General features: G+C 61.2%; 19 protein-coding genes. 14 read left to right on the top strand and 5 right to left on the bottom strand.

Annotation, left to right across the window (positions count from 1 at the left end; genetic code table 11):
* Positions 1-89 precede the first annotated feature (89 nt).
* From pspF to O2N64_RS08770, 3 genes are all read left to right on the top strand, one after another.
* Positions 90-1,124 carry a phage shock protein operon transcriptional activator gene (gene pspF / locus O2N64_RS08760; protein WP_271077233.1) on the top strand — a complete coding sequence of 345 codons (1,035 nt, stop codon included), beginning with the start codon at positions 90-92 and terminating at the stop codon, positions 1,122-1,124.
* A 187-nt stretch (positions 1,125-1,311) separates the two neighbouring features.
* On the top strand, positions 1,312-2,805 hold the full coding sequence (locus tag O2N64_RS08765; protein WP_271077234.1) for a type II secretion system protein GspD: 1,494 nt from the start codon (positions 1,312-1,314) through the stop codon (positions 2,803-2,805).
* A 253-nt stretch (positions 2,806-3,058) separates the two neighbouring features.
* A complete protein-coding gene (locus O2N64_RS08770; protein WP_271077235.1) occupies positions 3,059-3,916 on the top strand; it encodes a hypothetical protein in 858 nt (285 codons plus the stop codon).
* 91 nt (positions 3,917-4,007) lie between these two features.
* On the opposite strand, the gene O2N64_RS08775 is transcribed toward O2N64_RS08770, so the two are convergent.
* Entirely contained in the window at positions 4,008-4,529 is a 522-nt protein-coding gene (locus O2N64_RS08775; protein WP_271077236.1) for a hypothetical protein, read from the bottom strand.
* A 129-nt stretch (positions 4,530-4,658) separates the two neighbouring features.
* Here O2N64_RS08775 and rimP point away from each other — a divergent pair, with 129 nt between their 5' ends.
* The 8 genes from rimP to O2N64_RS08815 all read left to right on the top strand — a co-directional run bounded on the left by rimP (position 4,659) and on the right by O2N64_RS08815 (position 11,961).
* Positions 4,659-5,213 carry a ribosome maturation protein RimP gene (rimP, locus tag O2N64_RS08780; RefSeq protein WP_271079627.1) on the top strand — a complete coding sequence of 185 codons (555 nt, stop codon included), beginning with the start codon at positions 4,659-4,661 and terminating at the stop codon, positions 5,211-5,213.
* Between the two features lie 3 nt (positions 5,214-5,216).
* Positions 5,217-6,887 carry a transcription termination factor NusA gene (nusA, locus tag O2N64_RS08785; protein WP_271077237.1) on the top strand — a complete coding sequence of 557 codons (1,671 nt, stop codon included), beginning with the start codon at positions 5,217-5,219 and terminating at the stop codon, positions 6,885-6,887.
* Positions 6,868-7,596, top strand: coding sequence for a DUF448 domain-containing protein (locus tag O2N64_RS08790; RefSeq protein ID WP_271077238.1), 729 nt, complete (start codon positions 6,868-6,870; stop codon positions 7,594-7,596). The genes nusA and O2N64_RS08790 overlap by 20 nt, the downstream gene beginning before the upstream one ends.
* Positions 7,597-7,620: 24 nt before the next feature.
* Complete coding sequence (gene infB, locus O2N64_RS08795; RefSeq protein WP_271077239.1) at positions 7,621-10,128, top strand: translation initiation factor IF-2; 2,508 nt, start codon at positions 7,621-7,623, stop codon at positions 10,126-10,128.
* The gene (locus O2N64_RS08800) at positions 10,128-10,316 is read left to right on the top strand and encodes a hypothetical protein (protein ID WP_271077240.1); all 189 of its coding nucleotides are present in this window, start codon (positions 10,128-10,130) and stop codon (positions 10,314-10,316) included. The genes infB and O2N64_RS08800 overlap by 1 nt, the downstream gene beginning before the upstream one ends.
* A 95-nt stretch (positions 10,317-10,411) precedes the next feature.
* A complete protein-coding gene (locus O2N64_RS08805; protein WP_271077241.1) occupies positions 10,412-10,834 on the top strand; it encodes a PaaI family thioesterase in 423 nt (140 codons plus the stop codon).
* Positions 10,834-11,229, top strand: coding sequence for a 30S ribosome-binding factor RbfA (rbfA, locus tag O2N64_RS08810; protein WP_271077242.1), 396 nt, complete (start codon positions 10,834-10,836; stop codon positions 11,227-11,229). The genes O2N64_RS08805 and rbfA overlap by 1 nt, the downstream gene beginning before the upstream one ends.
* A gap of 150 nt (positions 11,230-11,379) precedes the next feature.
* Positions 11,380-11,961 (top strand): thymidine kinase, encoded by a 582-nt coding sequence (locus O2N64_RS08815; RefSeq protein WP_271079628.1) that lies wholly within the window; start codon positions 11,380-11,382, stop codon positions 11,959-11,961.
* A gap of 102 nt (positions 11,962-12,063) precedes the next feature.
* Here the strand turns inward: O2N64_RS08815 and O2N64_RS08820 are convergent, their stop codons facing one another.
* The 3 genes from O2N64_RS08820 to O2N64_RS08830 are packed head-to-tail and all read right to left on the bottom strand — an operon-like array spanning position 12,064 to position 15,824.
* Positions 12,064-12,555, bottom strand: a complete 492-nt coding sequence (locus tag O2N64_RS08820) for a flavodoxin family protein (RefSeq protein ID WP_271077243.1) — start codon at positions 12,553-12,555, stop codon at positions 12,064-12,066.
* Entirely contained in the window at positions 12,552-14,132 is a 1,581-nt protein-coding gene (locus tag O2N64_RS08825) for an AbgT family transporter (protein ID WP_271077244.1), read from the bottom strand. The genes O2N64_RS08820 and O2N64_RS08825 overlap by 4 nt, the downstream gene beginning before the upstream one ends.
* A 30-nt stretch (positions 14,133-14,162) precedes the next feature.
* On the bottom strand, positions 14,163-15,824 hold the full coding sequence (locus O2N64_RS08830; RefSeq protein WP_271077245.1) for an AbgT family transporter: 1,662 nt from the start codon (positions 15,822-15,824) through the stop codon (positions 14,163-14,165).
* 236 nt (positions 15,825-16,060) lie between these two features.
* Between O2N64_RS08830 and O2N64_RS08835 the strand changes: the two genes are divergently transcribed.
* From O2N64_RS08835 to O2N64_RS08845, 3 genes are read left to right on the top strand one after another with little or no spacing between them, the layout of a single operon-like run.
* Positions 16,061-17,464 carry a sugar porter family MFS transporter gene (locus O2N64_RS08835; protein WP_271077246.1) on the top strand — a complete coding sequence of 468 codons (1,404 nt, stop codon included), beginning with the start codon at positions 16,061-16,063 and terminating at the stop codon, positions 17,462-17,464.
* Positions 17,465-17,481: 17 nt separating this feature from the next.
* The gene (locus O2N64_RS08840) at positions 17,482-19,005 is read left to right on the top strand and encodes a tryptophan halogenase family protein (protein ID WP_271077247.1); all 1,524 of its coding nucleotides are present in this window, start codon (positions 17,482-17,484) and stop codon (positions 19,003-19,005) included.
* Complete coding sequence (locus O2N64_RS08845; RefSeq protein WP_271077248.1) at positions 19,002-20,417, top strand: tryptophan 7-halogenase; 1,416 nt, start codon at positions 19,002-19,004, stop codon at positions 20,415-20,417. The genes O2N64_RS08840 and O2N64_RS08845 overlap by 4 nt, the downstream gene beginning before the upstream one ends.
* Here the strand turns inward: O2N64_RS08845 and O2N64_RS08850 are convergent.
* Positions 20,414-21,871 (bottom strand): tryptophan halogenase family protein, encoded by a 1,458-nt coding sequence (locus tag O2N64_RS08850; RefSeq protein ID WP_442866753.1) that lies wholly within the window; start codon positions 21,869-21,871, stop codon positions 20,414-20,416. The two genes, O2N64_RS08845 and O2N64_RS08850, sit on opposite strands and share 4 nt — an antisense overlap.
* Between the last annotated feature and the right edge of the window lie 17 nt (positions 21,872-21,888).

Here is a 21,888-nt window from a genome sequence, read left to right on the forward strand (position 1 = left end):
TACTGAAAACAAGCGGGAAAATGTAAATCCCCATTTTACAACATGGTTTCTGTTGCCAAGATGTGGGAAATTTCACTATATCTTGGTGCGTGGAGCAGAAAAACCAGTTTATCGGCCAGTCCGGGGCCTTTCTCGACGCGGTTGAGCGGGCCAGCCGCGCGGCGCCCATGGCGCGCCCCGTCCTTGTGATCGGGGAGCGCGGAACCGGCAAGGAACTGATCGCCGAACGTCTCCACCGCCTGTCCGATCGCTGGGACAGCCCGCTGGTTGTGATGAACTGCGCGGCGCTGCCCGAAACGCTGATCGAGGCCGAATTGTTCGGCCATGAACAAGGTGCGTTTACAGGTGCTACCAAAGCGCGCGCCGGAAGGTTTGAAGAAGCCGACCAGGGCACGTTATTTCTCGACGAACTGGGCACGCTCTCGATGGGCGCGCAAGAGCGGCTGCTGAGGGCAGTCGAATATGGCGAGGTCACCCGCATCGGCGCCAGCCGTCCGACACAGGTCGATGTCCGCATTGTCGCGGCGACCAATGAAGACCTCCCGCGCCGCGCGGACGAAGGGACATTCCGCGCCGATCTGCTCGACCGGCTGAGTTTTGAAGTGATTACCCTGCCGCCGCTCCGCGTTCGTGAGGGCGATATCGGAATGCTGGGCGACTACTTTGGCAGGCGCATGGCCGCTGAACTCGGCTGGGAGCAATGGCCCGGCTTTGCCGACCATGTGGCAGAGGCGATGGAAAACCACGCCTGGCCCGGCAATGTCCGCGAGCTTCGCAATGTCGTCGAGCGCGCGGTTTATCGCTGGGACAATTGGGAACAGCCCATCGGTGAAGTGGTGTTCGACCCCTTCGAAAGCCCATGGAAGCCGCTCAGCATGCCTTCGTCGCCGAAGAGCGCAGACGCAAAGCCGAACGGCGATGCGTCGCCAGCAGCGCCCGCCCAGCCGCGAATCGACAAAGTGGATGATCTGCGCGCTGCAGTCGATGCTCATGAACGCTCGATCCTTGAACACGCTCTTGGCGCCAATCGCTGGAACCAGCGCCAGACAGCCAAGGCGCTCGGCCTGAGCTACGACCAGCTGCGCCACGCGATCAAGAAGCACGGACTGACCGACAGCGACTAAGACCTGCTAGCAGTGCGACGGGCCGCCTTGTCGGAGCCGCTAATCCTGTTAGAAAGCTTGCCACGGGATTGGGAATCGCAACAATATGCATGTTTTGGTCGCCCCTCGGTCCGGGGCACGGGTCAGTTTTCTTCAGCTATCGCTTATCCTGCTTGGCTGGGCTGCAATGCTTGTTGCTGTGCCCGCGGTGGCGCAGGGTCGTTCGACAACGCTGACCAATATCGATCTTGTTGCCGAAGAGGCTGCGCAGGCCATTTTCCGCCTGCGCTTTTCGCCCGATATCGCCGATGTCGATCTGATCGGCGAGAATGGCGAAGCGGCTTTGCGACTGACAGATACGCGCCGCGATGCCGGGGCTGCCGTCAATCGCCGGCTCACCGGCTTCGTGCGTTCTGTCGTTTTTGAACAAAGCGGAGAGGGGCTCGTGGTGCGCTTTCGCAGTGCTGGCCCCGCCATCGTTGAAACGCAGACCAGCGGCCAGACCAATCTGCTGATAACCATTCGCCGACCGCGCCCGGGCGAACAGATCATTTCGGGAGGCCCCTCGCGTGGTCCTGATGACGATTACGGGGACAGCGGCGGAAATCTGCCTGATTTCTATGACCCACCTCCGGGTGAAGACGGCTTTGCTCTGATTGAATTGCAATATGCCGATGTCAGCGAGATCGTTGGCCTGATCGCCGATGGTGCGAGCGTGCGCCCGAACAATGCCTTTATTCGTTCCGAACCCGGCTTCGGTTCGCCGGGCACCAACGGTACCAACTATGGCAATGTCGTCCGCCCGCAGGTGGAGGAGGAGCTGCCGCTTGGTGAATCGGTCAATTCCGGGCTCGCAATCAACCGCCGCCTGAATGCGATCTGGGTCGAAGGATCTCCTGAACGCATCGCCCGTGTGCGCCGCATGATTGAGCTGATCGACCGGCCGGTGGATAGCGTCATCCTGGAAACCCAGTTCGTGGAGCTGACCGAGACCGGCGCGCGCAACATCGGGCTCGATTTCACCGATGGGCAGGGCCGGGTCGGGTTCGGCACTGTCCAGTCGGGGCAATTCCTCGACTTCGGCTTCGACCCCACGTCGATCGTGGAATCCTTTACTCTCCAGGCGGCAGTCTATGCGCAAATCCAGCAGGGCGAAGGCCGCATCGTGTCCGCCCCGCGGATTGCAGCGCAAAGCGGCTCGACAGCGAAGATCACCACCGGCGATGCCCTGCCGATCCTCACATCCATCCAGCTCTCGGGTGTGAACGGCGTTTCGCAGCAGGTCCAATATGTGAATGTTGGTGTGACGCTCCAGATCGCGCCGCGCACCAATCGTGATGGCTATGTGAATTCGGAGATTTACGCGGTCGTCTCCAGCGTTACCGGCTTTTCGCAGGGCTTCCCGACGATCAGCCAGCGCGAGGCGGAAACGAGCGCCTCCGTGCGCGACGGGGAAACCTTCGTGATCGGAGGCCTGACACAGGAATCCTCCATCGTCTCGGAAAGTCGCGTACCCATCCTCGGGGACATTCCGTTGCTTGGCGCGCTGTTCCGCCGCGAAAACTCCAGTGAGCAGAACACTGAGCTCTACATCATCATCACGCCGCACATCATTCGCCACGGCGATACTGAACGCATGCGCGAGCTGCTGCTGCGGGAAGCGAATGGCGGGCTCCCGCCGCTGAGCGAAGGCGAAGATTGAAGCGGACCATTTCGCTCCAATTCAATTGTAAAATCAGACACCTGTGGCCTGCATGCAACATTCTTGTGTGTAACGCGAAATTAACCATCAATTACGTGTTTCGCGCGCTTGACCGTCGCAAAGGTCGGCGTAGTCTGCCTCCCACGGGAAGGGAGAAAGAGGTCGTTTTTTCGCTTGATCGGGGAGGGGAACCCTGTCTTGCGCCGCGATTGTCGCTCCAGTTTTTCCGGGACTGAAAACTGAGGAGTGAATAATGAAGCTTACCAAAGGCAAAGTGCTGCTTGTTGCGGGTGCCGCAACCGCAGTCGTGTCCGTCGCCGGGCCTGCCATCGCACGCCATTCGTGGAACAACTACCACTGGCTGCTTTCGCCGGGCCAGGAAATCACCGTTCCGGTGATCGACCAGACTGACGCAAGCTGGCGCGGCCACACGCAGATGGCTGTCAACGACTGGAACCAGTCGACCGTGATTCAGGCGCCTTATGTTAACGGCACTGCCGGTGCGGAATGCACCTTCGTAGAAAACCAGATCCAGGTCTGCAACGACGATTATGGCAGCGTTGGTTGGGTCGGCCTTGCCAGCATCACGCTTGCAAATGGTCACATCAATTCCGGCTGGTCGAAGATGAACGACTATTATTTTAATCAGCCGCAATACTCCTCGAACGCTTGGCGTCAGGCAGTGATGTGTCAGGAAATCGGCCACGATTACGGTCTGGGTCACCAGAACGAAAACTTCCGTACCGACTCCACGACATCGTGCATGGAATACACCAGTAATCCTGAAGGCAATGAATCGCCCGACGCCCACGACTATGAACAGCTTCTCGACATCTACGCGCATGACGATGCCAGCGGCGGCGGCGGTGGAGGCAACGGCGGCGGCCGTGGTCGTCCGAACCGCTTCGGTGCTCAGGGCAATGGCAATGCCTATGGTATCGGCAATCGTCCGGAAACCTGGGGCCAGCCGATCGGCTTCCTGCCGGATGGTCGCCCGAACGTTTACGAAAAGCACGTCGAGGGTGTGACTGTTGTCACTCACGTGACCTGGGCGATCGGTGAAGGCCCGCGCGGCAACCATCATCGTGGCGGAGGTGATCACCACCACTAAACGCCGCGCAGCTTAGGCTGAAGGAAACGAAAGGGCCCGGTTCACGCCGGGCCCTTTTTGTTTGTTCAGCTATCCTTCCGGTGCGGACGATTCATTCGTCCCTTCGGTGGCAATAGAATTCGTCTGCGCCGATGATCAGCGTTACTTCGCTTCTTGGTGGGAAGGGTTCTATCCAGAGATCGGGCATACCATCGCGGACCGCAATCACGGGGCGGTCCGTCATGAAGAACGCTTCCACGAAACCGATCGCGTGATCGTGGCCCAGCACTTCACCCTCGGCGAGCAAATCCATATTGCCGCTCCACGCCTGCACATCGAGCCCGTCGGGTCTCTCGCTCGCGGGTCGCTCTGTGAAGGTGCAATTATCCGTACTGGTAGGGGTGAGCTGCTGTATCCACGAGCCTCTGTCCGGAGTCGGGTCCGTCCGTTCGGCAAAAGGCTTCAGTCCGCCCTCGGGCAGCCAGCTTGTCGGCACATCCTCTTCGAGTCTTTCATTCGGAGCGGGCGGTGCAATCGCGCCTTCTATCGGCTCTGCGGGCGCGGGCCGTGCAGGCTCCTCCTCACAGGCGGTAAGGGAAGCCACCAGCAGGATTCCGAGCATTGATATTCGCATATTGCTTTCCTTACGCCTCTCACCTACATAGCCCCCATCCCGACATCGTCGTGACTTTGAAGGGGCTGGCGCCGGAAGGGGCCGGCACCAAACCGCTTTGGCATGAATTGCCGCAAAACTGGAGATCCGATGGCCGATATCGCGCGCCTTACAGAAGTGATCGAACCCGAAGCAAAGGCTTTGGGCTTTGAACTCGTGCGCGTGAAGATGACCGGTTCGGGCGAAGAGCGCGCACTGCAGATCATGGCGGAGGACCCGGCAACGGGCCAGCTGCTGGTGGAACAGTGCATGCAGCTCTCGCGCCGCGTGTCCGACCAGATCGATGCAGTCGAAGAGGGCGGCGAAGTGCTGGTTGAAGGCGCTTACAATCTGGAAGTGAGCAGCCCCGGCATCGATCGCCCGCTGACGCGTCGCAAGGACTTTGCCGACTGGGCAGGGCATGAGGCGAAAATCGCACTCAGCGAGAAAGTTCACGGCCACCGCAATCTGCGCGGAGAGCTGGTGGGTATCGAAGGCGATACCGTCACCATCGCGGACAAGCAGGCTGGCGAGGTTGCTATTCCGTTCAACACCATTCACTCGGCACAGCTTGTTTTCACAGACAAGCTGATGGCCGCAACACAACCGCTCGACATGACAGGTGTCGAGGACGTAGAAGAAACAGACGAAGAAGAGGCTCAGTAAGAGATGGCCAGTCCGATTTCCGCCAATAAGGCAGAACTGCTTGCAATCGCCACCGCGGTCGCATCGGAAAAGATGATCGAGAAGAGCATCGTTATCGAAGCTCTCGAAGAAGCGATCCAGAAGGCCGCGCGTGCGCGTTTCGGCCAGGAAAACGACATCCGCGCAAAGCTCGACCCGCAGACCGGCGATCTTCGCCTGTGGCGCGTTGTCGAAGTGGTCGAGGAAGTCGACGATTACTTCAAGCAGGTCGATCTGGAGCAGGCGCAGAAGCTTGAGCCCGGCAGCAGCGTGGGCGACTTCATCGTCGATCCGCTGCCCGCCATGGACGATCTCGGCCGCATCGATGCGCAGAGCGCCAAGCAGGTGATCTTCCAGAAGGTCCGCGATGCCGAGCGCGAGCGTCAGTTCGAGGAATTCAAGGACCGCGCCGGCGAAGTCATCACCGGTGTGATCAAATCGGTCGAATTCGGTCATGTGATCGTCAACCTCGGCCGTGCCGAAGGTGTAATCCGCCGCGACCAGCAGATCCCGCGTGAAGCTGCCCGTGTGGGCGAGCGTGTCCGTGCGCTGATCAGCAAGGTGGAGCGCAACAACCGCGGCCCGCAGATCTTCCTCAGCCGCGCGCATCCCGATTTCATGCGCAAACTGTTCGCGCAGGAAGTGCCCGAGATTTACGACGGCATCATCGAGATCAAGGCCGCCGCTCGCGATCCGGGCAGCCGTGCCAAGATCGGCGTGATCAGCCATGACTCCAGCATCGACCCGGTCGGCGCCTGCGTCGGCATGAAGGGTAGCCGCGTTCAGGCCGTCGTGCAGGAACTCCAGGGCGAAAAGATCGACATCATTCCGTGGTCGGAAGACACTGCGACATTCGTCGTCAACGCACTCCAGCCCGCCACCGTGGCGCGCGTGGTGCTGGACGAGGAAGAAGGGCGCATCGAAGTTGTCGTTCCTGACGACCAGCTTTCGCTTGCCATCGGTCGCCGCGGCCAGAACGTGCGTCTCGCCAGCCAGCTGACCGGTCACCAGATCGACATCATGACCGAGGAAGAAGCATCCGAGAAGCGCTCGAAGGAATTCGCCGAGCGTTCGAAGATGTTCGAAGAAGAGCTCGACGTCGACGAAACGCTGTCGCAGCTGCTTGTTGCTGAAGGCTTCGTGGAGCTCGAAGAAGTCGCCTATGTCGAGCTGGCCGAACTCGCCAGCATCGAAGGCTTCGACGAAGAGCTTGCCGAAGAACTGCAGAGCCGTGCCAAGGAAGCGCTTGAGCGGCAGGAAGAAGCACACCGTGCTGCCCGCCGTGAACTCGGCGTGGAAGACGATCTGGCCGATCTGCCGCATCTCACCGAAGAAATGCTGGTCGTGCTCGGCAAGGCCGGGATCAAGGATCTCGACGATTTGGCCGATCTCGCCACTGACGAGCTGATTGCGAAGAAGCGCGAAGCACCGCGTCGTCGCAACAATGATGGTCCGCCCATGCGTCGTCCGCAGCGCACTGAAGACAAGGGCGGCGTGCTCGGCGCGTTCGGCCTGTCCGAAGAGCAGGGCAATGAAATCATCATGGCTGCACGCGCCCACTGGTTCGAGGACGAAGAGGTAGCTGATACTGCTGCCGATACTTCGGACTCCGAGGCCCAAGCAGAGGAGGCCGCCGATGCGGAATCCTCAACATGACACATTAGGTTCGCCTAAAACCGAGACCGGCGCTTCCCCTGAAAAGGGGAGCGAGCGCCGTTGCGTGCTGACCGGGCAGACCGGATCGCGCGACGCTCTGTTGCGTCTTGCGATCAGCCCGGATGGTCACGTGCTGCCCGATGCGCTGGCAAAGGCGCCGGGACGCGGCGCGTGGATCGGGGTATCGCGCGCTGAGCTGGAGGAGGCGATTTCCGCCGGCAAGCTGAAAGGTGCATTGTCGCGCGCGTTCAAATCCGGTGACTTCACAGTGCCCGAAAACCTGGGCGCTCGGATGCAGGCTGCGCTGGAAAAGGCTGTCCTACAAAGGCTTGGCCTCGAAATGCGCAGCGGACGCCTTATCTTGGGGTCTGACCGGATCCGCGATGATGCCCGCATGGGCAAGATTGCGGCGCTGTTTCACGCCCGCGATGCGAGCGAAGACGGCTGCAAGAAACTGGATCAGGCCTACCGCGTTGGCCTGGATGCAGAAGGTTCTGGAGTGACAGGCACGCGTCTGCCACTGGACCGGGAGGCATTGTCTGTGGCATTGGGCCGCGAGAATGTCGTCCACATGGCGCTTGCCGATACCAGATCGGCAGAGCGGGTCGCCATCCCGCTCGGGCGTTTGCAGACCTTTATGGGGGCCGCGCCTGCGGCCGGGACTAGCGAAGGTGCGGGAGTTATGACCGGCACCGGCGTGAATGATTGATTTTTGAAGGATAAGTACGAGCACATGAGCGAAGAAAACGACACCCCGAAGCGCACCCGCAAGCCGCTTGGCCTGAAGCGTTCGGTCGATAATGGAGAGGTCAAGCAGACCTTCAGCCACGGCCGCACGAACAAGGTTGCGGTCGAGGTGAAGCGTCGCCGCAAGCTCGTGAAGCCCGGTGAAACGCCGCCGCCTCCTCCTCCCCCGCCGCCCCCGCCTCCGCCGCCTCCTGCGGCCAAGAAGGCTGAGCCGAAGAAGCCTGCCGCACCTGCTGGCGAAACGCCGCAGGAAAAGGTGAAGCGTCTTCAGCGCGAAGCTGAAGAAGAGCGGCTCGCCCGCCAGGCCGAAGATCGCAAGCGCGAGGAACGCGAAGCGCGCGAGCGTGAAGAAGAGGAAAAGAAGCGGAAGCAAGAAAACCGCAAGGCCGAGGAAGAGGCCGAGAAGCGCGCCGAGGAGGAAGCCAAGGCTGCCACGGAAGCTGAGAAGGCCGCAGACGAAGCGCCTGCCGAAGCCCCGGTCGACGATGGCAAGAAGGCACCTGCCGCACGCAAGTTTACGCCTGTCGCACGCCCGGAGCCCAAGCGCCCCGAGAAGAAGCGCGAAGAAAAGCCCAAGCGTGGCGGTGGTGGCGGAGCGAGCGACAAGCGTCGCTCCGGCAAGCTCACCGTCAACAAGGCATTGAACGAGGACGAGGGACGTCGTGCCCGCTCGCTCGCCGCGCTGAAGCGTGCGCGGGAGAAGGAACGTCGCGCTCAGGGCGGCGGCTCCAGTCAGCCGCGTGAGAAGCAGGTCCGCGATGTCGTGGTACCTGAAGCGATCACCGTGGGTGAGCTCGCCAAGCGTATGGGCGAGAAGGGCGCCGACCTCGTGAAGGAGCTCTTCAACCTCGACATGATGGTCACCGTCAACCAGACGATCGACCAGGATACAGCAGAGCTGCTCGTCGAGCAGTTCGGTCACAATATCCAGAAGGTCTCCGAAGCCGATGTCGACATCGCAGCCGAAGAGGATGTCGATCCGGAAGAAACGCAGAAGCCGCGTCCGCCGGTCGTTGCTGTCATGGGCCATGTCGATCACGGCAAGACCAGCCTGCTCGACGCGCTGCGCAAGACCAATGTTACGCGCGGTGAAGCCGGCGGCATCACCCAGCACATCGGTGCTTACCAGGTCGTCACCAAAGACAAGCAGACGATCACTTTCCTCGACACGCCGGGCCACGCCGCTTTCACCGAAATGCGGCAGCGCGGTGCCAATGTCACCGATATCGTGATCCTGGTGGTTGCTGCTGATGACGGCATCATGCCGCAAACGATCGAGGCGATAAATCACGCGAAGGCAGCCAATGTCCCGCTGATCGTCGCGATTAACAAGATCGACAAGCCGGAAGCCGACGCGAACAACGTCCGCACCCGTTTGCTCGAACATGAAGTGATCGTGGAAGAGATGTCGGGCGATGTGCTCGATGCAGAAGTCTCTGCCAAGACCGGCAAGGGTCTCGACGAATTGCTCGAAAAGATCGCGCTGCAGGCCGAGTTGCTCGAGCTGAAGGCGCGCCCCGATCGCGATGCCGATGCGACCGTGGTCGAAGCGCAGCTGGATAAGGGCCGCGGCCCTGTTGCCACCGTGCTCGTCAACCGCGGTACGCTGAAGCGCGGTGACACCTTTGTCGTCGGCACCGAAAGCGGCCGTGTGCGTGCGCTGGTCAACGATCAGGGCAAGCAGATCAAGGAAGCCGGCCCGTCCATGCCGGTCGAAGTCCTCGGCCTTGGCGGCGTGCCGTCAGCCGGTGACAGGCTGACCGTGGTCGAGAACGAGCAGCGCGCCCGCGAAGTTGCCCAATATCGCCAGGAAAAGGCGACCGAGAAGCGCACCGCTCTGGCACCGACCAGCTTCGATACGATGTTCAACTCCGCCAAGGTTATCGAATGGCCGGTGGTAGTGAAGGCAGACGTTCAGGGCTCGGTCGAGGCGATTACCTCGGCACTGCACAACCTCTCGAATGACGATATCAAGGTCCGCGTCCTGCACGCAGGCGTGGGTGCGATCACCGAAAGCGACGTGCAGCTGGCCGCCGGTTCCAAGGCACCGATCGTCGGCTTCAACGTCCGACCGAATGCGAAAGCGCGTGAGCTGATCAAGCGTGACGGCGTGCGGATGATGTATCACGATGTGATCTATCACCTAACCGACGAAATCACGAAGGAATTGCTTGGCGAGCTTGGCCCGCTCAAGGTCGAAAACGTCATCGGTCGTGCAGAGGTCAAGGAAGTCTTCAAGTCGGGCAAGCGCGACAAGGCTGCCGGTCTGCTGGTGGAAGAAGGCGTCATCCGCAAGGGCGTGCACGCACGTCTCACCCGCGAAGATGTCATCGTGTCGGCAACGACCATCGCCAGCCTGCGCCGCTTCAAGGACGATGTGGACGAAGTCCGCGCGGGTCTCGAATGCGGTGTGGTTCTGGAAGACACCAACGACATACAGCCGGGCGACCAGCTCGAGGTGTTCGAGGTGAAGGAAGAAGAGCGGACGCTTTAATGGACGGTGTCGCGAGCCTCGTCGTTGCCATTGTCGCTGGCGCGCAGATCGCCTTGGTCATCTACGTGGTCATGCTCATGCGCCGTATTGCTGCAGCGCTGGCGTCGATCGCGAATAGTCTATGGGCCATCGGTAAGAGTTTGGAAAATTCGACGGAAAGAGAAAAGAGTCATGAAAAATCATCTTGAATGTCTTTTCGTCATCCCGGCGCAGGCCGGGATCCAGATGATTTGGTGCAAGGCCGGACTGGATTCCGGCCTTCGCCGGAATGACGGGTAATTTGATGACCGAAACACCCCCGATCCTGCAATGGCCCTCGGCCAAGATGATGGGCGCTGAATTCGTCTCGATGGATGAGGATACCCTCACCGTCGAGATGGCATTCACGCCGCCTGAGGGCTTCGCCAATATGCGTGGCTCTGTGCAGGGCGGATTGCTCGCCGGGCCGATGGATGAGGCGATGGGCGCTGCGGTTTTCCTGGGCACGAAGGGCAAGCTTCAACTTACGCTCGACATCAACCTGTCGCTGCTGCGTCCTGTCCCGATAGATCGGATGACGGTGAAGGCTCGCGCGGTGAAAGCCGGGCGGCGTGTCACCTATGTCGAAAGCGAGCTGTTCGACGTGAACGGCAAGCTCTGCGCCCGTGCGACGGCAACGACGATGACGACCGAGTGGCCGGGTCAGGAGAAGGGACCGGACGCGTAATGGCGCGCCATTCCGCCCCTGAAGACCAGTCCGTCCGCCTGCTCAAGGTTGGCGAACGCGTTCGTCATATCCTTTCCGAACTGCTCGCACGTGGGGAGGCGCATGACGAAACCTTACGCGCGCACAATATCTCGGTCACCGAAGTGCGCATGTCGCCCGACCTGCGCAACGCCAAGGTCTACGTGAAGCCGCTGCTAGGCGAGGACGAGGACGTGGTCATCAAGGCACTGCGTACCAACACCGCCTTTTTCCAGCGCGAAGTCGCCCAGCGCCTAGGGCTGAAATTCGCGCCCAAGCTGCAATTCCGCGCCGACGAAAGCTTCGATGAAGCGAGCCGGATCGACCAGCTGCTGGACGATCCCAAAGTCAGGCGCGATCTCGACGAAGAAGACTGAATTCCCCAGTCTCCGATTGCCTTGAGCTTGTCGAAGGGCTGCCCTTCCTTTTAGTCCAGCACGACACAAAAAGCAGTCGTTGGCCGATGGCCAGCTACGCTTCCAACAAGCTCAGGACGAGCGGGTCTTGGGATCTTGCGTGAGGGACCGATGGCCAAGCTCTATTTCTACTACGCCAGCATGAATGCGGGCAAATCGACCACGCTGTTGCAGGCGGATTTTAATTATCGCGAGCGGGGCATGAACACCATGCTGTGGACCGCGGCCATCGATACGCGCGCCGATGCCGCGATTGCGAGCCGGATCGGACTGGAGGCGGATGCGCACCGCTATACGCCCGGCACCAATCTCTACCGCGAAGTGACGGCACAGCATGAGCAAGGCAAACTCGCCTGCGTACTGGTGGACGAAGCGCAATTCCTTACCGCCGTGCAGGTGTGGCAACTGGCGCGGCTTGCCGATGAACTTGGCATCCCGGTGCTCTGCTACGGTCTGCGCACCGATTTTCGCGGGGACCTGTTCCCCGGCTCGGCAGTGCTCCTCGGTGTCGCGGATTCGCTCGTTGAGCTGAAGGCGGTGTGCCATTGCGGCAGAAAGGCCACAATGAACCTGCGCGTTACTGCAAGCGGCGATGCTGTGGGGGAAGGCCAGCAGACCGAGATCGGCGGTAACGAGCGGTATGTTGCGCTTTGCCGGAAGCATTTTGCCGAGCAATTGGAGATGTATCGGTGACCGTTACGTCGGCCCGAACTTGATCCGGGCCAAGACTAACTGTGGTGCGCCGTACCTGAGAAGAAGGAAGCCCGGGCCCGGATCAAGTCCGGGCCGACGGTTTCAAAAAACGCCCATCTCCAGTCCCGCAGCCAGCGTCGCGCCGAGCTCACCAGCTTTCGCCAACTCCGCCTCGCCAATGGACTTCTCCTCGAGAATCTCTTCCTTCGTTTGCGCACGCACATTGACGATCAAGGTGTCCGCCACGCGCTTCAGCCGCCAGCCTCTCGCAATCCGCTCCAGCTGTGTTTTCGCGTTTTCACCATCCGACCCGGCGCAAATCAGCGCAGCGTAAGGCCGACCTTCGATCTCTCCGAGTACATCGTAAAAGGTCCGATCAAAGAACGCTTTCATCACGCCCGCTATCGCCGCGAGGTTTTCCGGGCAGGCGAAAACGTAGCCATCAGCCGATAGCAAGTCCTCTGACTGCACATCCTCGGCTTTGACGAAGCGAACATCGACGCCGCCTGCCTCCACAGCCCCATCGCGCGCGGCTTCTGCAAGCTGGCGCGAACCGCCAGTCCAGCTATACCAGACGATGAGGAGCGTCTTCACTCCGCCACCGGCAGTGTCTCGAGGAACACGCTCACGCCCGGGCCGAGCGGCAGGTCGAACACGACCCAGGTCACCGTAATTGCAAGACCCGCAGCGATGATCCCGAAGAAATACGGCATCATAAGCGCGGTCAGGCTGCCGAGGCCGAACTCCCTGACCCAGCGTTGGCAGAAGATCAGGACCAAGGGGAAATACACCATAAGCGGGGTGATGATATTGGTCGCGCTGTCACCCACGCGGTAAGCCGCAGTGGTCATCTCGGGCGATACGCCGACCAGCATCAGCATTGGCACCAGCACGGGCGCCATGACGCTCCACTTGGCACTGGCAGAGCCGATCAGAAGATTGAGCATTGCGCCAAACAGCACGATGGCGACCAGCATCGCCCACATCGGCAATCCGCTGGCTTTCAGCGCATCGGCACCCGTCACCGCGAGCACGATGCCCATGTTGGACCAAGCGAACATCACCACGAAATGCGCGGCGACGAAGGTGAGCACGAGGTAATAGGCCATGTCCTTCATCGCCTCGCTCATCATCGCGATAAGGTCGCGGTGGTCGCCAATCGAGCCCGCTGCGCGGCCATAGGCGTATCCGGGCAGCAGGAACACCAGCAGGAAGAAGGGCAGCAGGCTCTCGTAAAACGGCGTCATGCGGCCCTGCGGCGGCGCTTCGGGATCGATGAGCGGCTGGATGGGGCCGATCGTCAAAAATGCCCACAGTGCGATCAGGGCGAGGGCGACGAGGCCAGCATTGCGAAGGCCGCGCTTCTGCTCAGCCGTCACAGCACCATCGACATCCTCTTCCGGAGCTTCTCCCGCCTGCGACTGGTCGTAGCGCCCAAGCCGCGGCTCGATCACCCGGTCGGTCACAAACCAGATCACCGGCAGATAGGCGAAAGTCATCGCGGCGATGAAATACCAATTGCCCGCAATGTTTACTGTGTACTCGCCGAACACGGTCTGCACTGCGGCCTCTGTGATGCCGAGCAGCAGCGCATCGAGTTGGCCGGGGAACAAGTTCGCGCTGAAGGCTCCTGATACGCTGGCGAAGCTGACACCGATCCCCACCAGCGGATGGCGACCCGCCGCGTGATAGATGATGCCTGCCAGCGGGATCATGACGACAAAGGCCGCATCCGCCGCGTGGTTGGCCATCATGCAGGCGAGGGCGACCGAAGGCGTCAACCAAAAGCGGGAAGCGCGCGCGACGCTCGCTTTCATGGCGGTGGCGAACAGGCCCGATCTTTCGGCCACGCCCGCGCCAAGCATTACCGTCAAAACCATGCCGAGTGGCGGGAAGTGTGTGAACGTCTCGGGCACCAGCGTGAACAGCCGCCTGAGGTTTGCCTCGGACAGCAGGCTCTCGACCGTTACGATGCGATTGGTCCCGGTGTCGGGATCGGTTTCTCCCGGGTGCGCAGCGCTCCATCCCGCCATGCTGGCAATGACGGAAAGCGCGATCAGGATGACGATAAACCAGACGAACAGCAGCACCGGGTCGGGCAGACGGTTGCCCGCCCGCTCGACCCAGCCTAGGAAGCCGGTCTGCCCGGAAGCTGTCGCTGCTGTGCTCATACCATTCCCCCTTTGGTGAGCTTCGCCCTCTTACTGCGTGGCGGCAGGTGCCATGCCGGCCGTGTCAGGCAGAGCGTAGGCCACCGGAGCATCCGGCCCGAGCGGAATACCGAGGTAGAACCAGCCCACGATCAGCACGACGCCCGAAACCAACAGCCATAGCGAGTAGGGCAGCATCATGGCGGTCAGGCTGCCGAGCCCGAAATCCTTCTGCCAACGCTGCGCGAAGACAAGGATCAGCGGGAAATACACCATCAGCGGAGTGATGATGTTGGTGGCTGAATCGCCCACGCGGTATGCAGCGGTCGCGCCTTCCGGGCTGATGCCGAGCAGCATGAGCATCGGCACGAGGATCGGTGCGAGCAGTGCCCACTTGGCAGAGGCCGAGCCCACGAACAGGTTCAACAGTGCAGCAAACAGCACCATCAGTCCGATCACCAGCGGCAGCGGAAGCCCAGTGGACTGAATCGCGTCAGCCCCGTGGACTGCCGAAATCAGGCCAAGGTTGGACCAGCCGAACATTGCCACAAAATGCGCGGCGGCGAAGGCGAGCACGAGGTAATAGCCCATGTCCTTCATCGCTTCGGCCATCATGGCGACGAGGTCGCGATGGTTGTTGATCGTTCCGGCAGCCTTTCCGTACGCCCAGCCGGTCGCAAGAAAGAGGACGAAGAAGGCCGCAACCAGCGAACGGTAGAACGGGTCGAGCTCGGTATGGATCGAGCAGTCGTCCACGCGCGCACCGGTGTCGGTGAGGCAGGCGGCCTCGTTGATGAGCGGTGTGCCGGGCGCGAAGACCATTACGGCCCACAGGGCCACGACAGCCAGCGCCGCAAAGCCCGCCCAGCGAAGGCCCTTCTTCGCCGCCGCACCGGTATGTTCGTCCGGATCGGGGCTAGTGTCGTCAGCAGCAGCGCTCGCTCCGGCAGATGCACCGCCCGTCCACGCGCCAAGCCGCGGCTCGATGATTTTGTCCGTCACATACCAGATGATCGGCAGGTACAGGAACGTCATCGCTGCGATGAAATACCAGTTACCGGCGATATTGGTGGCGAAGGACGGATCGAGCGAACTGGCGATCACGGCTTCCTCGGTAATGCCGAACAGCAGCGCGTCGAGTTGGCCGGGCGAGATATTCGCCGAGAAACCGCCTGAAACGCCAGCAAAAGCCGCCGCGATACCTGCAAGCGGATGGCGACCGGCTGCAGCGAAAAGGATACCAGCAAGCGGGATGAGAACCACGTAACCAGCGTCTGCCGCGTGGTTGCCCAGCATGGCGACCAGTGCGACAACCGGCGTGAGAAGGAAGGTCGGGGCCCCTCGCACCGCGGCAGACATGCCCGCCGCGAAGAAGCCGGAGCGTTCGGCAACCCCGGCGCCCAGCATCACGACAAGCACGTAGCCGAGCGGATGGAAGTGCGTGAAGGTCGTGGGCATCTCGACCCAGAGCCGCTGGATATTCTCAGCAGACAGAAGGCTCGTCGCCTCGATCACCAGTGCCGAACCGGTCCCTTCGTCGATCGTCACCGGGTGCAGGGCGGAGACGCCCGCAGCTGCGCAAATGATGGAGATCACCACCAGCGCGATGATCAGGTAGAAAAAGATGAAAACCGGATCGGGCAGCTTGTTGCCCGTCCGCTCGACCCAGCCGAGAATGCCGGTCTGCGTTTGCGTGGCGGTGGTGTCAGTCATCGGTGAGATCCTGTCCCTGAATTCTTTCGTTGTGCCGGGACTAACACGCCAATTGCGCAAGGTCTCCACCCTTTTGCCGGGCATTCCCCAGCTAACGCTGCGGTGCGTTCAAATCCTTGAGCATCCGGATTTAATTGTTTCGCTGAACGAAACATCTTGTCCGCGCCAATCATATCCGCTTACAAAGGTAGCGCTACCATTGCGAGCAACGCGTGGGGCTTGGAGAGGGGATACTAATGACCGAAACGCATGGTTCGGCGAATATGGCGCTGATCAGCGCCATCGTGGCAGTCGCGACGATTGGCGGCTTCCTTTTTGGATTTGACAGCGGCGTTATCAACGGCACCGTCGATGGACTTCGGATTGCTTTCAATTCCGATGAGGTTGGCACCGGTTTCAACGTCGCTTCGATGCTTCTGGGATGCGCTTTGGGGGCCTTCGTTGCTGGCCGCTTGGCCGACGTGATCGGGCGCAAGCGCACGCTGCTGATCGCGGCAGTGTTCTTCATCGTCAGCGCATGGGGATCGGGTATCGCCGGGTCCTCTACCGAATTCGTGATCGCCCGCATCATCGGCGGCCTTGCCGTTGGTGCAGCGAGTGTGCTCGCCCCCGCCTATATCAGCGAGGTTACTCCGGCCCATCTGCGCGGTCGCCTGTCCAGCGTGCAGCAGATCATGATCATTATCGGCCTGACGGCAGCATTCCTTTCCAACTATTTGCTCGCCGAATTTGCCGGATCATCCACCCAGCAATTCTGGATGGGGTATGAGGCATGGCGCTGGATGTTCTGGATCGAGCTGGTTCCGGCCACCATCTTCCTCTTGGCACTGCTCGCCATTCCGGAGAGCCCGCGTTTCCTTGTCAGCAAGGAGCGCAAGGCTGAAGCGCAAAACGTTCTCGAACGCCTGTTTGGCGGTGCATTTGCCGCCCGTAAGGTCGGCGATATCGAACAGTCGCTGGCCTCCGATCACCAACCGCGCCTGTCCGACCTGCTGGATCGCAACAGCGGCAAGATCCGAACCATCGTGTGGGTCGGAATTGGCCTCGCGGTGTTCCAGCAGCTCGTAGGCATCAATGTGGTGTTCTATTATGGCGCGGTGCTGTGGCAGGCGGTCGGTTTCAGCGAAAGTGACGCGCTGAAAATCAATATTCTGTCCGGCTCCATTTCCATCGCCGCCTGCCTTGCCGCGATCGCCCTGATCGACAGGATCGGCCGCAAGCCTTTGCTGCTGATCGGCTCTATCGGAATGGCAGTGACGCTCGCGATCATGGCGTTTTCCTTCATGAGCGGATCGCTGGTCGATGGCACGCTGGAATTGTCGGATGGCGCAGGTCTTGCCGCGCTGGTCGCCGCCAATGTCTATGTTGCGTTCTTCAATTTCAGCTGGGGCCCGGTGATGTGGGTGATGCTGGGCGAGATGTTCCCCAACCAGATCCGCGGATCGGGACTGGCCGTTAGCGGCTTTGCCCAGTGGATCGCCAATTTCGGGATCACCATGACTTTTCCGATCATGCTCGCCACCATCGGTCTGACGGGTGCCTATGGCTTCTACGCCCTCAGCGCCGCTATCTCGGTGTTCTTCGTGTGGGCCATGGTCCGCGAAACGCGGGGCAAGGAACTGGAGGACATGGAAGGCTGATCTGCTAGAAGTCCGTCATGGGAGAAGCGCGCAAGAAAGTCCGGGTCGTCGTCCTTGGCGGGGGAACCGCCGGATGGATGACGGCCGCAGGCCTTGGCAAACTGCTGTCCCGCGATGTGTCTGTCACGCTGGTCGAAAGCGAGGATATCGGCATTGTCGGGGTGGGAGAAGCCACGCTGCCGCATATCCGCGCTTTTGTGCAACGGCTTGGCATTCCCGAAGCGGAATTCATGCGCGCCACTCACGCGACGTATAAGCTCGGCATCGATTTCCGGGATTTCGGCCGCATCGGTGAAAGCTACATCCACCCCTTCGGTAGTTTCGGGGAAGAGCTTGCCGGGGTTGGCTTCCACCACTGGTGGTTGCAGATGCGCGCGACCGGTAAAGCAGAGGATCTCGGCAGCTATTCGCTCGCCGTGCAGATGGCACGCGCCAATCGTTTCCGCACACCTGACGAGGGTGCGGGCCTCACTTCCACCTTTGGCTATGCCTACCAGTTCGATGCGACCCTGTTCGGGCCTTTCATGCGCGAGTTCGGCAAGGCGAATGGCGTCACCCGCGTTGAAGGCCGCGTGACCGAAGTGGAACGCGATGGCGAAAGCGGCGATGTCACGGCTCTGTTACTCGAGGACGGGCGTCGGCTGGAGGGAGACCTGTTCGTCGATTGCTCTGGCTTCCGCTCGTTGCTGCTCGGCGGCGAAATGGCCGAGGATTGGGAGGACTGGACCCACTGGCTCCCCTGCGACCGCGCCGCCGCCATGCCATGCGAGCACGTGCCGGGCGAGCCGCTGCGCCCCTACACCACCGCCACTGCCATGCCCGCCGGTTGGCGCTGGCAGATCCCGTTGCAGCACCGCATGGGCAATGGCTACGTCTTCTCCAGCGCGCATATCTCGGAAGACGAGGCATGCGAAACAATCCGCTCCGCCGCCGAGGGCGCGCCGTTGCAGGAACCGCGCGTGCTGCGCTTCCGCCCGGGTCGCCGCAAGCGGTCTTGGAGCGGCAATGTCGTGGGCGTGGGCCTTGCGAGCGGTTTCCTCGAGCCGCTGGAATCGACGTCGATCTATCTCGCGCAAATGGCGATTACCTATCTGATCGAACTGTTTCCCGAAGACGGACAAATCGACCCGCGCGATAGGGATGAATTCAATCGGCTGGTCGATCTGGAATACGATCGCATCCGCGATTTCCTGATCCTCCACTACCACGCCACCACGCGCGAAGATTCGAAATTCTGGAACCATGTGCGCACGATGACCGTGCCTGACAGCTTGGCAGGCAAGATGGAGCTCTGGAACAGGGCAGGGCGGATCGAGAAATACTCCGACGGTCTGTTCTACGATGCCAGCTGGATTGCCGTGTACCTGGGGCAGGGCATCGTGCCGAAACGTCACGACGCGCGCGCCGCGCTGCCAGATCCGGAGCGCGTGGCAGCCGCCATGAAGACCTTGCGCGGCGCAATCGAGAACGAAGTGTCCTCACTTCCTATGCATGCAAACTATTTGCAGGACGACGCGTCCCGACTGGCTGAAAACGCATGAGTCAAGCGCGCGAGCCAATGCAGCGGATTGTCGTCGTGGGCGATGGGCAGGTGGGCGTACTGGCTGCACTGGCATGTCGCCTTGTCCTGCCGCAATGCGAGATCGCCGTCCTCGCCTGCCCGGCCGATCGCGCTGCCTTTGCCGACCGCGCGGTGACTGCCTTGCCTTTCACCAATCGGCTTCACCAGAGGCTTGGGATCACTGAGGAAGACCTCGTCCGCCAAGCCGGTGGCAGCCATCGCCTCATCACGCGCTTGCTCGGCTGGGGTGGCGAGGGGCATTCGGGCTGTTTCAGCTACGGGGCCGAAAGCGATGCGGCGAGGGATGCCGATTTCGGGCAGCGCTGGGGCGGTGGCTCGCGCAGCGATACCGACGGCGCAGCACCCGGTTCACTCGCACAAATCCTTGCCGAAGAAGGGCGCTTTGCCCCGCCGCCGGGCGGTGCGCATACACCTTTGCAGGGCGTGGAATATGCCATGCGGTGGAACATGCCTGCCTATCGAGACATGCTGATCCGTAAAGCGCAGCAGGCTGGCATAGCCTATGTGCAAGGCAGCATTGCCGAGGTGACAATTACCGAGGCCGGAGAAGTAGCCGGCCTGCAACTCGATCAGGGACAGGCGCTGGAGCCGGACTTGTACATCGATTGCTCCGGTCCGGGTGCCATCCTCGCTTCACAAATTGCAGGTTTCGAACGCAATGAATGGTCAGCTGCCTTGCCCATACGCGCGCTGGCTTTCGATCCACCCGGCCAAGCCATGCTGGCGCTGGAAGACCGCGCGCAACTGATGCCGCATGGATGGTCCATGCAGATAGCGGGACGAGACGGGTTGCAGATCGTCCATGGCCTGACTGACCAAAATGCCGAAGCTGCGAATGCGATCGCGTTCAGTCCATTCGCCCTGCGCGAAAGCTGGATCGGCAATGTCGTCGCCATTGGAGATTCTGCCGCCCTTTTCGAGCCGCTGGGGAATTTCAATCTCGATCTCGCTCACCGTCAGATCGACCTGCTGCTGGAGCTGCTCCCGGGCAATTCCACCGATCCGCTCGAGCGTGCCGAATACAATCGCCGCGCGGCGCTGATGGCGGACCGTGTGCGCGATACGCTAGGCGTGTTCTACGCCGCCCCTGCCGCATCAGACCTGTTCGGCGATAGCCAGCAATCGGTCACTCTATCACGCTGGATCGACCAGTTTACGCGCCGCGGAAGATTGCCGTTCGCCGAAGAGGCTCCGTTGCTGACCGAAGAGCTGCGCTCCCTGCTATCCGCGCTGGGGATCAAATCCGGGCCAAGTGCCTTGGCTCGCGCGTCTACGGGCGATGGCACTGCTTTCACTGCCCGCGCAGAAGCGGCGCTGCGTTTCGCTCCGCCATATGGTCACTGGGTCCAGCAGGTAATGGGCGGGAGTTAAGGCGCGGCGATGGCACTGCCATTGCGCTGCAAGAATTCAGCCTGCGTCGGCAATTGCTGCACGGTCTGGCCGATCACGCCCGCAATATGCTGCATACGCTGCGCCAGCTCCGCTTCCGGAAGTATGTCCGCAACCGGATGATATCCTTCGGGCACCAGCCCCTGTCCGTGCATCACCGCGAGCCAGCTTGCCTCGGTGAAAAGCTCATTATGCTCTCGCAACAGCCGCCCGGTCGATCGATAAAGGTCGATCTTCGCTTGCAGGCTGTCCGGCAATTCGAGCGCGCGGCAGTAACGCCAGAGCTCTTCGTCGCGCTCATTCGCCCAGTAATGCAGGACGAGGAAATCGCGGATGTCGATATATTCCTGGGCGTTCTCGCGATTGAAGCGATCGATCACAGGCTGGTCGAAGGATGCTGTCGGGAAGTAGGTCAGCAGCTTGGCGATGGCCGATTGCACAAGGTGGATGGCCGTGCTTTCCAGCGGCTCGAGGAAGCCACCGGCCAGCCCGATGGCGATGACATTCTTCTCCCACGCGCGCTCGCGGTGGCCAGCGGTAAAGCGCAAATGGTTGGCTTCGGCGAGCGGATCGCCGTCAAGATTGTCACGCAGGAGCCGTTCCGCTTCATCCTCTTTCATGAAGCCGCTTGAATAGACATGGCCGTTACCGATGCGGTGCTGGAGCGGGATGCGCCATTGCCACCCCGCAGGCCGGGCGGTGGAGCGGGTGATGGGCAGCCAATCGCCGGCGAGCGTGCAGGGCATGGCGACGGCGCGGTCACAAGGTAGCCATTTGCTCCAATCGGTGAAAGGCACATCCAGCGCATCTCCGAGAAGCAGTGACCGAAAACCCGAGCAATCCAGGAACAGGTCGCCCTCGATGACCGCGCCTGATTCCAGTGAAACACCAGTGACGAAGCCGCTCTCGCCATCTTGCGCAACATTTACGATGCGACCTTCGATGCGCGACACGCCCTGCCGTTCTGCGATCTTCCGCAAATATTTGGCATAGAGTCCCGCATCGAACTGGAAGGCATAGCCGAGGCGCGAGAGCGGGGACTTGCCATCGCCCTGCGGCCACATGAATTTGCCGGCTTGAGCCGCTGCAGCAGAGATCGAGTAATCCGAAAGCGGTGGCACCTCTCCCAACTGCTTCGCACGCAGCCAGAAATGGTGGAACTCGACCCCCAGCATATCGAGGCCGTAACTGCCGAACGGATGGACATAGGAATGGCCGGGCCGCAACCAGTCGACAAATTCGATGCCGAGTTTGTAAGTCGCGTGGGTTTCGCGGACGAATTCCTTTTCATTCATCTCCAGCAGATCGTTGAAAGCCGTGATCTGCGGGATGGTCGCTTCCCCGACACCGACCGTGCCGATCGCATCGCTTTCCACCAAGGTAATCGAGAGGCCGGGCAAGCCACCGAGCACTTTGGAAAGACCGGCGGCGGCCATCCATCCGGCGGTGCCGC

Origin of the sequence: Aurantiacibacter sp. MUD61 (assembly GCF_027912455.1) — a bacterium.
Lineage (GTDB): Bacteria > Pseudomonadota > Alphaproteobacteria > Sphingomonadales > Sphingomonadaceae > Alteraurantiacibacter.

Coding starts and splice junctions, on each gene's coding strand:
- O2N64_RS08815 (WP_271079628.1), top strand. CDS start 11,380: ATGGCCAAGCTCTATTTCTACTACGCCAGCATGAATGCGGGCAAATCG.
- O2N64_RS08775 (WP_271077236.1), bottom strand. CDS start 4,529: ATGCGAATATCAATGCTCGGAATCCTGCTGGTGGCTTCCCTTACCGCC.
- O2N64_RS08800 (WP_271077240.1), top strand. CDS start 10,128: ATGGACGGTGTCGCGAGCCTCGTCGTTGCCATTGTCGCTGGCGCGCAG.
- O2N64_RS08825 (WP_271077244.1), bottom strand. CDS start 14,132: ATGAGCACAGCAGCGACAGCTTCCGGGCAGACCGGCTTCCTAGGCTGG.
- O2N64_RS08830 (WP_271077245.1), bottom strand. CDS start 15,824: ATGACTGACACCACCGCCACGCAAACGCAGACCGGCATTCTCGGCTGG.
- O2N64_RS08805 (WP_271077241.1), top strand. CDS start 10,412: ATGACCGAAACACCCCCGATCCTGCAATGGCCCTCGGCCAAGATGATG.
- O2N64_RS08790 (WP_271077238.1), top strand. CDS start 6,868: ATGCGGAATCCTCAACATGACACATTAGGTTCGCCTAAAACCGAGACC.
- O2N64_RS08840 (WP_271077247.1), top strand. CDS start 17,482: ATGGGAGAAGCGCGCAAGAAAGTCCGGGTCGTCGTCCTTGGCGGGGGA.
- rbfA (WP_271077242.1), top strand. CDS start 10,834: ATGGCGCGCCATTCCGCCCCTGAAGACCAGTCCGTCCGCCTGCTCAAG.
- rimP (WP_271079627.1), top strand. CDS start 4,659: ATGGCCGATATCGCGCGCCTTACAGAAGTGATCGAACCCGAAGCAAAG.
- O2N64_RS08835 (WP_271077246.1), top strand. CDS start 16,061: ATGACCGAAACGCATGGTTCGGCGAATATGGCGCTGATCAGCGCCATC.
- infB (WP_271077239.1), top strand. CDS start 7,621: ATGAGCGAAGAAAACGACACCCCGAAGCGCACCCGCAAGCCGCTTGGC.
- O2N64_RS08770 (WP_271077235.1), top strand. CDS start 3,059: ATGAAGCTTACCAAAGGCAAAGTGCTGCTTGTTGCGGGTGCCGCAACC.
- O2N64_RS08850 (WP_442866753.1), bottom strand. CDS start 21,871: ATGGCCGCCGCCGGTCTTTCCAAAGTGCTCGGTGGCTTGCCCGGCCTC.
- O2N64_RS08845 (WP_271077248.1), top strand. CDS start 19,002: ATGAGTCAAGCGCGCGAGCCAATGCAGCGGATTGTCGTCGTGGGCGAT.
- nusA (WP_271077237.1), top strand. CDS start 5,217: ATGGCCAGTCCGATTTCCGCCAATAAGGCAGAACTGCTTGCAATCGCC.